The organism is Vibrio sp. 2433-A1 (assembly GCF_056726085.1).
Genome location: NZ_JBRESC010000001.1, coordinates 119,599 through 134,153 on the forward strand (window position 1 = coordinate 119,599; position 14,555 = coordinate 134,153).

Here is a 14,555-nt window from a genome sequence, read left to right on the forward strand (position 1 = left end):
TTAAGCTTAGAGCCATTATGAATTAGAGTTATAAGATTGATAAATTCATATTTGTACTATGAAATTGCCAAATTAACTAAGTTGCTAAGCAAAGTCGTGAATCACTGAGGGTCACTTAGTATCAGACCTGCTCAATTAGCCACTCTTTTACTGACTTTCTTGACACCTTAATCCCGCTTCGTAACAAGCTCTCAGGCATTGAATAATAAGCAATTGGCCATTTAAACTTAACTAACCATTGTTCTAGATAAGCCTCGATTTCGCTTTTTTCCAACACATTGGAAAATGAGCAAACCGCAACGGGGCGATGACCAAACACAGCATCGCTAATCGGAACAACAATAGCTTGAGAAATTTCAGGTACCTGCATCAGGGCTGCTTCAATCTCTTCGCAGTGAACATTTTCACCGCCGGAAATAAACTGGTTGTCTGCTCGTCCAATGATTTTTAACTCACCATCCACCCACTCACCTAAGTCTTTGCTATCAAACCAACCATTTTCGACCAGTGGCGTTAGCTTACCTTTACGGTAATAACCGGATGCAAGAGTTTCTCCGCCAATATAGATCCTATTCCCTTCAAGTTTTAGTTCTCGGTTAGGTAGCACCTTACCCGCGCTGTAATGTTCATCGATACGTTTAGCCGTTACCGTCGAGGCGGCTTCAGTCATACCGTAACCAAGCCAAGTTTCAATGCCTTGTTTGGCCGCTTGCTGACTCAGCGCTAAAGGCACATGACTGCCTCCAAGCAAGACATGACTCAGTGACAAACACACCTTATCGTCAAGCAAACGCTTTAGCTGAGTTGCAACCAGAGAAGCATGGCTGACCCCGAGAATGTCTGTCGCCAAAGCTCCGCTGCCAACTTTGATGCTCGCACCGCTGCATAACCAGCGATAAACAATCGCTAAACCTGAGACATGGTACATAGGCAGACTCAATAACCAAGTATCGCCTTGCTGATACGAAAATCGCTCCAATAACCCCGACGCTGAGGCGAGATGCTGACGAGAAGTGTGAGCGACCGCTTTCGGTGTGCCCGTCGAACCGGATGTGAAAACAATCGAAGCGAGGTTATCTGGTTGGTAAGCACTAACTTTTTGAGACTCTACCGTCTCGCCATATCGAATATTGCTGAGCGAGTTTAACTCTTGAGACTCAACATTAACCCATACCTTTTGCTTTGACTTCGATGAGTACAGAGTATCGAGTTTACTCTCTAGCTCAGTACGAGTTTGTGGCATGGTCAATGCGCAGGTAACACCTAGCTCCAGGCAAGCTAAGAAGATAATTAGCTGCTCAATGCTGTTCTTGCCAACACAGGAGAGTACGTCTCCAGCCTCAAGCCCCTGCTGATTTAAGTGATTAGCAACCTTGGCGACTAAATCATTCAGCTCAGCCCAAGTGTAGTTCCTATCACACGTTTCAAGTGCACATAAAGATGGGCTCATTTGAGCCCATTGCTTTAAAGGAGAGAGTTCGTGCTGCATTACGAACGCCATATCAGTGGCTGTTCAGATAAGCTAACAACTGGCAATTCACAAGAAGGCCACGGGGTTTCAAGCTGCTGAGCAAACAATCCAACCGTGTCTAATCCCGGCACTTCATCTGGCAACTGCCAATGCGCAAATCTTGCTAGCTGAGTTAGGCCTAAACTAGATTCAATGCTAGAGCTTACGACTGCTTTGATCCCAAGCGATTTCGCTTTATCGATTAGTTCAATACAGCGCTCAACTGAACCAATTAGGGTCGGCTTAATGACAATGGCTTTCGCACCGTTTAAGTCCTCAAGCTTAAAGTCATCTTTACGAATCGCATGTTGCAGTGTTTCATCCCAAGCGATGGCAATACCGGTATTGATCGCAAATGAAAAGCTATCACCAGGCACCTGACAAGGCTCTTCAATAAATGCAATTCTGCCGCGCAGTGAAGGGGCAATTTTTTTCGCAAACTGCTCAGCCTTTTCTGCACTCCACGCTCGGTTTGCATCCAAACGTAAAGTCAAATCAGGAATCGATTCTAGGAACAGACTGACTAACATTCCGTCACGGATAGGTTCGTATAAGCCGACTTTGATCTTAGCGACTTTCTCACCTGTTATCGCGTTAAGCTTTGGCAGTAACTCATCTGGGTCGCCTGAGCATAACGGCGCAGCTTGATAACTACCGCTCGCAGGAAGCTCTTTGTTAAGCTCCAATTGAGCCATAGAAAGGCCAAATGCGACAGACGGGTATAGCTCATCCAGTTTTAACTCTGAGCCTTGGTGCCACAATTCCAGTTGCTCAACAAGTTGCGAGTAAACCTCATCCATGGTTTCAACGCTAAAACCAGGTAGCGGCGCAATCTCACCTCTACCAACATCGCCGCCCGAGCTTAGCTCGACAACAAACCCTTCACGATGTTTTAGCCTTTGTTCACGCAGTATCACGCCACTGTCCATCGGCAATTCATAGCGATACAGTTTGGCTGATCTCATAGCAATATCCCTTTATATTTTGATTTAAATGTAGCTTGTATTGGATATTTCACCCATTTGTACGTTGATATCTAAGCTATAGCCTTAAGAGCAAGGAGAGGACGCGCAGTTTATAAGCATAAATGAGCATCCTCGACGTAGCTATTGAGGCTAGAGCGACGATATCGACAACAAATTAAGGGTTGCGTGGGAATTTGTTAAAGTCCGGACGACGTTTTTCATTAAATGCATTACGCCCTTCTTGTCCTTCCTCTGTCATGTAGAACATCATGGTTGCGTTACCCGCTAGCTCTTGCAGACCCGCTTGGCCGTCACAATCAGCGTTCAGTGCCGCTTTTAGGCAACGTAGTGCCATTGGGCTGTGTTGTAGCGTCTCACGACACCAACGTACTGTCTCTTTTTCTAGCTCTTCTACTGGAACCACTGTGTTCACTAGGCCCATATCCAATGCTTCTTGAGCATCGTAGAAGCGACATAGGAACCAAATTTCGCGTGCTTTCTTCTGACCCACGATACGAGCCATGTAAGACGCGCCCCAGCCGCCATCAAATGAGCCAACTTTCGGTCCTGTTTGACCAAACTGCGCATTTTCAGCTGCAATTGTTAGGTCACACATCATGTGCAGAACATGACCACCACCGACAGCCCAACCAGCAACCGCTGCGATTACAGGCTTAGGACAAGTACGAATTTGGCGTTGGAAGTCTAAAACGTTTAGGTGGTGAGTACCTGAATCGTCTTGGTAACCGCCGTAGTCGCCACGAATCTTCTGGTCGCCGCCAGAACAGAAGGCTTTCTCACCTAAGCCTGTCAAAATAATCACACCAACACCTTCGTCGTAACGAGCATCAGCAAGAGCATTAATCATCTCTTTTACTGTTTGCGGACGAAAAGCGTTGCGAACTTGAGGACGGGCAATGGTAATTTTTGCGATGCCATCTTCTGATTTATGGTATTGAATATCTTCATATTCACCTGTGCAGTCATTCCAGTTAACTGGTGCGTATAGTTCTTCTTCTGAGATACCGACTGTTTTTGCCATGGTGATTCCTGTTTGTTTACCTAATGACTCAACTTAACGACTCAAAGTGTATTGAGTTGAGCTTTTATGATTTCTGCAAAAGCTTGCGGCTGCTCGATATGAACATTGTGCCCTGCTTGTGCAACTTGACTAAAAGACAAACCGCTTTGTTCGGCCAACTGACTAAACTTATTGTCTTTCTCGCCACAAATATAATGTGTCGCGACACCCGAGCGTTTTAGTCGCTCAAGTAAGTAATCTTGTTTCGCTAACGAAGTGGCTTCGAGCATGTCCGCCACTGAAGTACCTAGATTAGCACTGCGTTTTAAGATCATTTTTTGTCTTTGCTCATGGTTTAGTGAACTAAAGACGCGCTGCAAATACCAATCGGCCAACACCTGCTCAATTGGCTCATTTCTGAAGCGCTCGGCCCAGCTGTGATCATTATCTCTGCGAGCCTTTTTGTCTTGCTTTGTTTGCAAGCCAAAGTTTCCACCTTCAACAATAAGGCGTTGAATATTAAGAGATGAGAAGTAGTGATTCGCCACGCCGGACATTGCTACCCTTCCCCCCAAGGAATAGCCAACTAATACTATAGGCTGCTCTGGTCTCACATGGGTAAGAAGAGTGTCAGATATTTGATCGCAACAATCCTCAAAATTGAAACAAGAGTGTAATGCGCTCATCCCATGCCCCGGAAGGTCGATAGTGATAGAGGGGTAATCACTAAGTTGCTGGCGAACCTGATGCCAATCTTTACCACACCCCAACAAGCCATGTAAATACACAACAATGGGCTCTGAATGGCTAGTGTTGAGAGTGGAATGACTAAAGAGCATAAACTTGTTGAATAAACTCTTTCAGTTGAGAGGAAGCTTGTTCCGGAGGGGTCTGAACCTCTACCAATAACGTACCTTGCCCACCCAGTAAGTGACTGTTCACTATTTCTGTATAAGCGGATAAGGTTTCAGGTTTGCTATACGCCAGTTTGAATTGTTTAGCGGCATGCTCGAAATCAAAACCATGAGGCATCTGGTAGAGCGATTGTTTCTGCTGTTGTGGCACTGGCAACAAATCAAATATTGCGCCGCCATCATTGTTAGTCACAACCACTACAACCGGTGTTGATTGGTGTGATAGAAGCGCGAGCGAATTAATATCGTAAAGCAGAGACGTATCGCCAATAAATACGATAGTTGGAGATTGATTCGAGCGAGTCACACCAGTCGCCGTTGCAATCAGCCCATCGATACCCGAAGCCCCGCGGTTGCTGTATACGGAGTAATCCGCCACACCACTGAACATATCCACCAGCCGAACAAATAGACTGTTACCTAAAAAGATATCTGTATTTGAAGGGAGCTGATTGAGATTTAACGCTAAACCGATTTCACTCAAACAAGCTGGCGCTGCAAGGTGAAGCTGGGCAAGTGACGCCACTTGTTGAGAAACATGCGATAGTTCTTTTTCCCAACCCGCAGTCATACAACTCAATGGTTGTATTGCCTCAATGGCTTGAGCTAACCATGGTTCGATGGCCGCTATATGATGCGTTTGCATCAGGTGAGCTTGGTTGTTTCGCTCTTGCTTAGGGTCTAGATAATGGAACTCAGCACCACGAGTTTCTACCTGTCCGATTATCCATTGGTTTAGACGTTTCGATACAATTCGCGAGCCTACTTGCAAAATCAGCTCACACGGATTTAACCACGCAGCATTGTCACTGTTCTGCAGCCAAATATCATAATGTGCCCAGTCAGATGTCGCTCCGCATTGGGGATCCATAAAAATTGGCCAACCGAGTTTTTCAGCCAGTTGCTTAGCTTTGTTCGCTTCGTTCAACCTAACGCTACCGACAACGATGACACCTTTTTTATCTGCAAACGCAGCGACATTGACATAATTGGCATTTGAGTAGCGTCGGTGACAAATATAAGTTCCTGTACCTGACAACCATGCGGCCACTTGGTCAATGTAAGATTGATAGAGCGATTTGCTTTCACTGCTGTAGAGCGGTTCAGGGAATGGGCAATTGATATGTACTGCACTGCCCTGATCTTGCTGCTCAAACATGACTTGGTCAATCGACGTCAGTAGCCACTTCAAAGGTGTATTCAGTGACGGGCTTGGTAGTTCAAGTGCTGACGTTACATGTGATGAGAAAATACCCGACTGGTTGATGGCTTGATTTGCACCACAACCCACCAGCTCAATTGGCCTATCTGCCGTAAGCACAACCAGTTTTTCGCCGGTTAACTTTGCTTCAGCAATCGCAGGAAGCAAGTTTGCCACTGCAGTCCCAGAAGTCACGACGATCGCTACTGGCTTGCCGCTGGCTTTTGCTAAACCTAAAGCGAGAAAACCAAGTCCACGCTCATCAAAGTGAGTGTGTAGATTCAGTTTTGGATTTGCGTCTGCTTCAAGAGTCAGTGGCGTTGAACGCGAACCGGGAGCTACACAAAGCTCGGTGACACCGTGACGAGTCAGTTCTTCAAGTAACACTTGGCACCAAATTCGATTCAGTACCGCTTGATTGATAGTCTGGGTTAGGTCGCTCATTAAGAAGCAACTCCAAGAGGTGGATTATCTGAGATAAGAGAAAGTAACGTCGACATCTTCTTATCGAGCTCTTGCCATTCATACTCGGCAACAGAACCGGGAACAATACCGGCACCAGCGAATAGCTGTACTTCGCCATCTAACACTAATGCGCTGCGAATTGCGACACAGAATTCAGCTCGCTGGTGACTAATAAAGCCCATTGATCCGGCGTACCAACCACGAGCAAAAGGTTCATTTTGTTGAATAAAATCCATCGACTCTTGTCTAGGTAAGCCCGCTACTGCAGCGGTTGGCTGAAGAGCACCAAGCAATTGAACACCATGAATACCTTTATGTAGGTGAGCATGGATACTGCGTTTAAGATGTTGGACTTTACGCAGTCGAACTAACCTTGCCTCTTGTTCTACCACTACATCGTCAGAATAAGGCGATAAGCGTTCAATGATATCGTCAACCACATATTGGTTTTCATTGAGGTTCTTACTGTCACTCGCTAACCAGTTCGCCAGTTCCATATCTTGGCTAGCATTATCGCCACGACCAATCGTGCCTGCCAATGCTTCGGTGTACAACTCTTGGTCTTGGCGTAAATAAAGACGCTCTGGTGTTGAGCCGATGAAACTGTGTTTTTTATCTAATGAAAGCAAAAAATGGAAGCTATGGTGATTACTTAAGTAGCTAGATTTCAACAAACGAGAAGCACATAACGGCTGATCAAGCGAAACAGTCGTCTTTCGCGCTAATACCACTTTCTTGAAATCATCGTTTTCAATCCCCGTTAGCACCTTATCAACCAGCTCAGACCATTGCTCTTTTTCAGGCACATGCTGAATGCTATCAATATGAGATGAAATCGGTGGTAGTGGTGCGACGTCTAGTTGCAGCTTATATAAGCCAGCGAGGGTACGATGTTTCTCTGCGCTTAGGTTAACGACTAAGGACCATTTGTCATCAAAACGGATTAACTCTACTTGCGGCAGAAAAAAGAAAGAAGACATACAACTGCGGTTTTTTCCGGTATGACCGTCAAAAGAACGACCACCCCAAACGCGCTGATCATCGGCTAAAATCGCGTAAGCAGGCGCAGGATCCACAAAAGTATGTAACTGACCTAACGCAACCACCTCTTCGCGAGTATCGCGAGATTGCCAATAAAACTTTGGAAATAATGGCTGGGCGTCTAACCAGTCAATAAATGGGAAGTCAGGTTTTTCCTCAAGAACTTGAACTAGACGGGTTGTACCGTCTTTCGCATCCTTTACGCGTTCGATCAGTTCAGTAACGGCTTGATGAAAGTATGACAAATCAGCCTCGTATGCATCGAAATTATTATTCATTCTACCGCGCTACTCTATTTATAGACTTCACTCAAATCAAGGTTGCAAGCAATGTTTTGCGAAATCCTGTGATAATGGGCGTGCTACAAAGGTGTTATTGTGACCATCAAACCAGATTTTTATTCTAAAGAAGCGTTTTTTAGGGTACTTTAATAAAGTTATTCAATTATTTTTAGGTTTTAATCAATGCAAAATATCGGGATGTCGTCAAAACTCGACAATGTCTGCTATGACATTAGAGGTCCTGTACTAAAACATGCTAAGCGCATGGAGGAAGAGGGACATAAAATACTGAAGCTTAACATCGGTAACCCTGCCCCATTTGGCTTTGACGCCCCAGATGAAATTTTGGTTGATGTGATTCGCAATTTGCCGACTTCTCAAGGCTATTGCGACTCAAAAGGTATTTACTCCGCGCGTAAAGCCGTGGTGCAACATTACCAACGCAAAGGCATTCGTTCATTAGACGTTGAAGATGTTTACATTGGTAACGGCGCTTCAGAGCTGATCGTGATGGCAATGCAAGCACTGCTAAACAATGGCGATGAAATGCTGGTACCTGCCCCAGACTACCCACTGTGGACTGCATCGGTTGCTCTATCCGGTGGTAAAGCGGTTCACTACATGTGTGACGAAGAGGCAGACTGGTACCCAGACCTAGACGATATTAAGAGTAAGATCACGCCAAAAACACGCGGCATTGTTCTTATCAACCCAAACAACCCGACTGGTGCCGTTTACAGCCGTGACTTCTTATTAGAAGTGATTGAGATTGCACGCCAACACAAACTGATCATTTTTGCTGACGAGATTTACGACAAAGTACTATACGACGGTGCAACGCACACTTCGGTAGCGACTCTGACTGAGGATGTATTAGTTGTAACTTTTAACGGTTTATCAAAAGCCTACCGCGTATGTGGATTCCGCGGCGGTTGGATGTTCCTAACCGGTCCTAAACATCAAGCACAAGGCTACATCAACGGCTTAGACATGCTCTCCTCGATGCGTTTGTGTGCCAACGTGCCAATGCAACACGCGATTCAAACCGCACTAGGTGGTTACCAAAGTATTAATGAGTTACTGCTTCCGGGTGGCCGTCTCCTTGAGCAACGTGACCGCGCATGGGAGTTGGTCAACCAAATCCCTGGTGTTTCTTGTGTCAAACCAAAAGGGGCGATGTATCTGTTCCCTAAGATCGACACTAAGATGTACAACATTAAAGATGACCAGAAAATGGTGCTCGACTTCCTCATTCAAGAAAAAGTATTGCTGGTCCAAGGCACTGGGTTCAACTGGCCAAAACCGGATCACTTCCGAATTGTGACTTTGCCACACGTTGAAGACTTAGAAGTTGCGATTGGTCGCTTCGAACGTTTCCTTTCAACCTACAGCCAGTAGTAATTAGATTCGTTCTTTCATATGCTTAAAGGGTGCTCATTGAGTACCCTTTTCATTTCATGGAGTAAAGAAATGCCGCAAGACAACGTTTCAGAACACAGCTATAAGGAAAGTCACTTTTTCGCTCACCTAGCGCGGATGAAATTGATTCAGCGCTGGCCGCTAATGCGCTCTGTATCAACTGAGAATATTTCTGAGCATAGCTTGCAGGTCGCTTTTGTTGCTCATGCGCTCGCTCTGATAAAAAACAAGAAGTTTGGTGCTAACCTCAACCCAGAACGCATCGCAATTTTGGGCATGTACCATGACACCAGTGAAGTACTAACTGGTGATTTACCCACTCCAGTCAAATACTACAATCCTGAGATTGCTAAAGAGTATAAAAAGATTGAAGCGGCCGCAGAGCAGAAACTGCTTTCAATGCTACCTGAAGAGTTCCAAGAGGACTTCGCCCCTTTCCTTGTTTCTACCGCAGCACATGAAGAAGACGCTGATATCGTCAAACAAGCCGACACCATTTGTGCCTACTTAAAATGTTTAGAGGAATTGAGCGCGGGCAACCACGAATACGCTCTGGCTAAAAAACGCTTGGATATCACCCTCAAAGAGCGCAGTAGCCGTGAAATGGACTACTTTCTCAATGTCTTTGCACCAAGCTTTGAGCTTTCTCTGGATGAAATCAGCTAATATCCGTTGTCTGATCGCTTTTAAAGCTGTGGAGTAGGAAATCAATCAACTCTTTCTTTCGTTTCGGCATCAGCTTTCGGTCAGCATAGACAAGACTCACTGCTACTTCAGGCATTTTATATTCGGGTAATAAGCGGACTAAACGGCCAGTAGCAAAGTGTTCACGGCAGATAAATTCAGGCAACACTGCAATGCCTAATCCGTCAATAGAAGCTTTAACGCACGCAGTGACGGTATTAACTCGCAAGCGATATGGCAGATCGATTTGATAAGAGGTTTCATCATCAAGTTGTAAATGCCACTTCGGCAAGCGAGCCGCTTTATTATAAACTTCAACCATTTGATGAGGGGCAACGAGATCGAGATGATGCTCGATCATCCCATGCTCTTCAATGTAATCAGGACTTGCAACCATCGCTCGCTTTGATGCTGTTAAAAAGCGGGAAACAAGATTTGAGTCTTCTAACTCCCCTATCTGCGCAGACAGGTCCACGCCTTCCGCGATGATGTCTACCTCGCGATTCGACAGCTCTAAGTTCATCGTGACATTAGGATTACGCTTTAAAAACTGGTTAATGTATGAACCCAAAACTTGATGGCCTAACTCGACAGGAAGTACAACGTTCAACGGCCCCCTCACGAGATCTTGGTTGGCTGACACTTCGAGTTCCGCTTGATTCATCACTTCTAACATTTGCAAACTCGATTGGTAGAACTTTTCACCCTCAGGAGTCAAGACTAAACTGCGTGTCGAACGAGTGATCAACCTCACACCCAAATGCTGTTCTAAATCCGCCAATTTTCGACTAACCGTTGACTTAGTCATTCGCAACGACTCAGCAGCGTCAGTAAAACTCCCACAATCAACAACTTGAACAAACACATTGACCCCATTCAAATCCATCCGTTCCTCCCTAACTCCGGAATTAGTAAAGTTTTTGCAACAGTGTTTTCAGTTTTTCCTATCTTATCAACCAATGCAGATCATTTACAATTCGTTACATTCAAAAGAATTCGAGAATGCGTCAATGACTGAAACACACGACATGCCAACCAAGAAAAAATCGCGTAAAAAAGCCCCTCTTATTGCGACAGTCATTATGCTGTCTCTCGGGCTCTTAGGCGGCGGCTATTGGTTTGGCTATGGTCAATACTTCGAATCAACAGACAACGCTTACCTTCAAGGTGATATTACGACGATCAGCCCAAAAGTTTCCGGTTACATTGTTAAATCCTATGTAAAGGATAACCAAGTGGTTAAACAAGGCGACCTTTTGGCACAAATTGATGATCGTGACTACCAAGCGACGCTCGACCAAGCTAAAGCGCACCTCAAAGTTGCTTACTCTAGCGTGAACAATCTATACGCTCAGCAGACCTTACAACGCAGCCAAATTAACCAAGCTAAAAGCCAAGTTGATTCCGCGCAAGCAGAGTACGATCGCGCTATTCAGCAAGTCGCTCGCTCGCGCAGTCTTTTAAAACGGAATTATGCATCTCAAGATGAAGTCGACAGCATGCTGGCACAACAAAAAGTCACGCTGGCGCAATTAGAGCAAGCGAAAGCCAATCTAGCGGCAGCAAACGATCAGCTAGTGGTTATCGCCAGCGAAATAGAACAAGCGAAAGCATCTGTGACTGAAGCTAATGCACAACTTGAGCAAGCGGAACTGAACCTAAATTACACCAAAATCTACGCACCTGCGGATGGGGTTATTGGTAAACGTAGCGTACGTGAAGGCTTACTCGTTCAAGCTGGAACACCATTAATGAGTCTAGTGCCAAATAGCACAGTATGGGTTGAAGCGAATTTTAAAGAAACTCAGTTGAGTGGTATTCACCAAGGGCAAAAAGTAGAAATCGAATTAGATGCCTTCCCAGGTCAAACATTGGAAGGTGTCGTGGACAGCTTCTCACCGGCGACTGGAGCTAAGTTCGCCCTACTGCCACCTGAAAATGCGACAGGCAACTTCACTAAAATCGTTCAGCGTGTTCCGGTTAAAATCGTCATCCTTGATCAAAAAGATCTGCAAGGTCGCCTGCTACCAGGCTTATCCGTGGTCACTACGATTGATACCCGAGGCTAATCATGAGCCAAGCAGATGTAGTGACTAATACAGAGCAAGATTCAGCGGTTCCCACTCGTCACTGGATCGCGCTTTTTGGTGGCCTTATTGGCGCGTTTATGGCGATCTTGGATATCCAGATCACCAACTCTTCGCTGAAAGATATTCAAGGTGCATTATCGGCAACTTTGGATGAAAGCTCGTGGATCTCGACCTCCTATTTGGTCGCTGAAATGATTGCGATCCCTCTCAGTGGTTGGTTGTCAAAAGCACTTGGGAAACGCCGTTACCTGATGTCTACTACGGCTATCTTTACCCTGTCCTCTCTGCTGTGCTCGTTCTCATGGAATATGACCTCGATGATCGTATTTCGCGCCATGCAAGGTTTTAGTGGCGGGGCTTTAATCCCACTTGCATTCTCGCTAGTCATCCAATTGCTGCCGATCAATAAACGGGCTGTAGGTATGGCGTTATTTGGCATTACGGCAACCTTTGCACCATCGATAGGCCCGACCTTTGGTGGTTGGTTAACTGAAAACTTATCTTGGCACTATATTTTCTACATTAATATTCCACCCGCCTTGTTGGTACTTACGATGATCGGCTATGGCCTTGATGATGAGCCTTTGGAGCTCGCGACTTTGATGAAGGCGGACTGGTTTGGTATCGTGACGATGGCTCTAGGACTTGGCTGTCTTGAAGTGGTATTAGAAGAAGGGAACCGTGAGGAATGGCTCAGCTCCAGTTTCATTATTACCATGGGTATTATCTCAGCAGTAAGCTTGGTCTATTTCATCATTAACGAATTGCAGCACAAGAAGCCACTGGTTAACTTACGCTTACTGCGTGACAGTCAGTTTGCGATGTCGTGTATTGCCTATTTAATTCTAGGCATGGCATTACTTGGCTCTATCTACGTGCTACCCATGTACTTAACTCAAATTCAACGATATAACGCTATGGAAATTGGTGAAGTACTGATGTGGATGGGTTTCCCCCAGTTACTGATCTTCCCATTAGTGCCTAAACTTACCCAGATAATTAAACCCAAATACCTTGTCACATTTGGCTTTGTCATGTTTGGCTTAAGTTGTTATGTCAATACTCATATGACCGTTAATTTCGGTGGCCACGAGCTTATCTTATCGATGGTTCTACGGGCAATTGGCAGCCCGTTTATTATGGTACCACTCTCTTTAGTCGCTATGAAAAATGTTGGTCAAGCCGATATTCCTGATGCATCGACACTCACAAATGTGATGCGCAACTTAGGCGGAGCGTTCAGCATTGCTATCATTGCCACTTTGCTGGATAACAAAACTCGTGAGCATCTCGCACACATTAAAGAGTCACTCACTTCTGTCAATATTAATGGTTGGCAAACCCTCCAGCAGCAACAGGCATTTTTTATTCACGCGGGTAGTGATGCAGCAACAGCGATGCATCAAGCTCAAGCGAGCTTGATAGCGACGATGCAAAGAGATGCAGCCATCATGGCATACAATGATGTGTTTTTAATGATGACTATCTTTCTTGCTGTTGCTGCGGTCCTTATTTTGAGCATGAAAGATTAGTTTTATCGCTCAAATCACGTGAAGTGGTGAGATTTCAGCACTTCACGTCTATTTCTTTGTATTTGTGGTTCAACAGGTGTACGGTGAGAAAAAAGAACTGGGAGTACACCTATGACGTTTACAATCAGCTCCTTATGGTTTGAACGCCATGATGATGAACACAAAATTCGTCGTGATGATCACCGCAGTCCATGCCAGCGTGATCGCGCCCGTATTCTGCACTCGGCAGCTTTTCGCCGTCTTCAAGCCAAAACACAAGTCCATGGTAATAGCTTCGATGACTTCCACCGCACACGATTAACTCATTCTCTTGAAGCGGCCCAATTAGGCACTGGTATCGTTGCTCAAATTAAGAAAAAACAACCTGAGTTTCGTGAACTTTTGCCAAGTGATAGCCTAATTGATTCATTATGTTTAGCCCATGACATTGGCCATCCACCCTACGGCCACGGGGGCGAAGTCGCACTCAATTATATGATGCGTGAGCATGGTGGTTTTGAAGGGAATGCGCAGACTTTTCGTATCGTCACCAAGCTTGAGCCATACACTGAGCTGTTTGGTATGAACTTAGCGCGCCGTACTTTGTTAGGACTTATCAAGTATCCTGCACTTATCAGCCAAACCCGTGCTGACGTCATGCCTGAATGTGTTTCCCATCAACGTAAACTCAGAGCACGTGATTGGTCACCCGCTAAAGGACTTTATGACTGTGATGCAGACCTGTTTGGTTGGGTTTTAGCACCACTGAGTGAAAGCGATAAAGCTATTTTTAGCCAGATGCGCGACGAGCAATACCTAGCAACTGAACATAAGAAGACCCGTTATAAGTCTATCGACTGTTCGATTATGGAGCTCGCCGACGACATCGCTTATGGCGTTCACGACCTAGAAGATGCCTTGGTTCTTGGTATGGTCAATCGTAACCAATGGGTAGAGGGTGCCGCGAGCCTATTGGCTGAATGTGGTGACCCGTGGTTTGAAGAACATATCGCCTCTATTTCAGACATGCTGCTGTCTGGTACTCATCACCAACGTAAAGATGCAATTGGCGGCATGGTTAACGCCCTGCTGACCAGCATATCAATTAAGCCAGTCGATGCGCCATTTGAGTCACAGTTACTGGCCTTTAACGCCGTACTTGAACCTTCAATGGCCAATGCTTTGGAGATCCTAAAACGCTTTGTCAGCCAATACGTCATCCAAGTCCCTCATGTTCAGGTGATGGAGTACAAAGGCCAACAGATCATTATGGATATTTTTGAGGCGCTCAATGCTGACCCAGAGCGATTGCTACCCATCGATATCAAGCAAAAGTGGGCAAATAGACATGACGAGAGTGACGGGTATCGTGTGATTGCAGATTACATCTCTTCAATGACAGATGGCCACGCTCAAAGACTTCACCAACAGTTATTCTCTTCTCATTAATCCA

At 45.4% G+C, this 14,555-nt stretch carries 12 protein-coding genes; 5 read left to right on the forward strand and 7 right to left on the reverse strand.

What is annotated here, in order from left to right; genetic code table 11:
- Positions 1-121: 121 nt before the first annotated feature.
- The 6 genes from menE to ACU01J_RS00515 all read right to left on the reverse strand — a co-directional run bounded on the left by menE (position 122) and on the right by ACU01J_RS00515 (position 7,362).
- Positions 122-1,489, reverse strand: a complete 1,368-nt coding sequence (gene menE / locus ACU01J_RS00490) for an o-succinylbenzoate--CoA ligase (protein ID WP_481083948.1) — start codon at positions 1,487-1,489, stop codon at positions 122-124.
- A complete protein-coding gene (menC, locus tag ACU01J_RS00495) occupies positions 1,489-2,475 on the reverse strand; it encodes an o-succinylbenzoate synthase (RefSeq protein WP_481083949.1) in 987 nt (328 codons plus the stop codon). The genes menE and menC overlap by 1 nt, the downstream gene beginning before the upstream one ends.
- Positions 2,476-2,650: 175 nt before the next feature.
- Positions 2,651-3,517, reverse strand: coding sequence for a 1,4-dihydroxy-2-naphthoyl-CoA synthase (gene menB, locus ACU01J_RS00500; RefSeq protein WP_038207015.1), 867 nt, complete (start codon positions 3,515-3,517; stop codon positions 2,651-2,653).
- A gap of 41 nt (positions 3,518-3,558) precedes the next feature.
- Positions 3,559-4,335, reverse strand: coding sequence for a 2-succinyl-6-hydroxy-2,4-cyclohexadiene-1-carboxylate synthase (gene menH, locus ACU01J_RS00505; protein WP_481083950.1), 777 nt, complete (start codon positions 4,333-4,335; stop codon positions 3,559-3,561).
- Positions 4,325-6,055 carry a 2-succinyl-5-enolpyruvyl-6-hydroxy-3-cyclohexene-1-carboxylic-acid synthase gene (gene menD / locus ACU01J_RS00510; RefSeq protein WP_481083951.1) on the reverse strand — a complete coding sequence of 577 codons (1,731 nt, stop codon included), beginning with the start codon at positions 6,053-6,055 and terminating at the stop codon, positions 4,325-4,327. Before menD ends, menH begins: the two co-directional genes overlap by 11 nt.
- Positions 6,055-7,362, reverse strand: coding sequence for an isochorismate synthase (locus ACU01J_RS00515; RefSeq protein ID WP_481084254.1), 1,308 nt, complete (start codon positions 7,360-7,362; stop codon positions 6,055-6,057). Before ACU01J_RS00515 ends, menD begins: the two co-directional genes overlap by 1 nt.
- 219 nt (positions 7,363-7,581) lie before the next feature.
- Here ACU01J_RS00515 and ACU01J_RS00520 point away from each other — a divergent pair, with 219 nt between their 5' ends.
- Together ACU01J_RS00520 and yfbR are read left to right on the forward strand one after the other, a co-directional pair.
- Positions 7,582-8,796, forward strand: a complete 1,215-nt coding sequence (locus tag ACU01J_RS00520) for a pyridoxal phosphate-dependent aminotransferase (RefSeq protein ID WP_481083952.1) — start codon at positions 7,582-7,584, stop codon at positions 8,794-8,796.
- 72 nt (positions 8,797-8,868) lie between these two features.
- Complete coding sequence (yfbR, locus tag ACU01J_RS00525; RefSeq protein WP_481083953.1) at positions 8,869-9,483, forward strand: 5'-deoxynucleotidase; 615 nt, start codon at positions 8,869-8,871, stop codon at positions 9,481-9,483.
- On the opposite strand, the gene ACU01J_RS00530 is transcribed toward yfbR, so the two are convergent.
- Positions 9,476-10,387: a LysR family transcriptional regulator gene (locus tag ACU01J_RS00530; protein ID WP_481083954.1), complete on the reverse strand. Its 912-nt coding sequence runs from the start codon at positions 10,385-10,387 to the stop codon at positions 9,476-9,478. The genes yfbR and ACU01J_RS00530 overlap by 8 nt on opposite strands.
- Before the next feature lie 124 nt (positions 10,388-10,511).
- Between ACU01J_RS00530 and ACU01J_RS00535 the strand changes: the two genes are divergently transcribed.
- From ACU01J_RS00535 to ACU01J_RS00545, 3 genes are all read left to right on the forward strand, one after another.
- Complete coding sequence (locus ACU01J_RS00535; RefSeq protein ID WP_481083955.1) at positions 10,512-11,570, forward strand: HlyD family secretion protein; 1,059 nt, start codon at positions 10,512-10,514, stop codon at positions 11,568-11,570.
- 2 nt (positions 11,571-11,572) lie between these two features.
- Entirely contained in the window at positions 11,573-13,123 is a 1,551-nt protein-coding gene (locus tag ACU01J_RS00540) for a DHA2 family efflux MFS transporter permease subunit (protein WP_481083956.1), read from the forward strand.
- A gap of 111 nt (positions 13,124-13,234) precedes the next feature.
- Positions 13,235-14,551 (forward strand): anti-phage deoxyguanosine triphosphatase, encoded by a 1,317-nt coding sequence (locus tag ACU01J_RS00545; RefSeq protein ID WP_481083957.1) that lies wholly within the window; start codon positions 13,235-13,237, stop codon positions 14,549-14,551.
- Positions 14,552-14,555 lie beyond the last annotated feature (4 nt).

Bases quoted from the DNA above. Each gene is read 5' to 3' on its own strand.
- ACU01J_RS00535 (WP_481083955.1), top strand. From the start codon at position 10,512: ATGACTGAAACACACGACATGCCAACCAAGAAAAAATCGCGTAAAAAA.
- ACU01J_RS00530 (WP_481083954.1), bottom strand. From the start codon at position 10,387: ATGGATTTGAATGGGGTCAATGTGTTTGTTCAAGTTGTTGATTGTGGG.
- ACU01J_RS00545 (WP_481083957.1), top strand. From the start codon at position 13,235: ATGACGTTTACAATCAGCTCCTTATGGTTTGAACGCCATGATGATGAA.
- yfbR (WP_481083953.1), top strand. From the start codon at position 8,869: ATGCCGCAAGACAACGTTTCAGAACACAGCTATAAGGAAAGTCACTTT.
- ACU01J_RS00540 (WP_481083956.1), top strand. From the start codon at position 11,573: ATGAGCCAAGCAGATGTAGTGACTAATACAGAGCAAGATTCAGCGGTT.
- menE (WP_481083948.1), bottom strand. From the start codon at position 1,489: ATGCAGCACGAACTCTCTCCTTTAAAGCAATGGGCTCAAATGAGCCCA.
- menC (WP_481083949.1), bottom strand. From the start codon at position 2,475: ATGAGATCAGCCAAACTGTATCGCTATGAATTGCCGATGGACAGTGGC.
- menD (WP_481083951.1), bottom strand. From the start codon at position 6,055: ATGAGCGACCTAACCCAGACTATCAATCAAGCGGTACTGAATCGAATT.
- ACU01J_RS00520 (WP_481083952.1), top strand. From the start codon at position 7,582: ATGCAAAATATCGGGATGTCGTCAAAACTCGACAATGTCTGCTATGAC.
- menH (WP_481083950.1), bottom strand. From the start codon at position 4,335: ATGCTCTTTAGTCATTCCACTCTCAACACTAGCCATTCAGAGCCCATT.
- menB (WP_038207015.1), bottom strand. From the start codon at position 3,517: ATGGCAAAAACAGTCGGTATCTCAGAAGAAGAACTATACGCACCAGTT.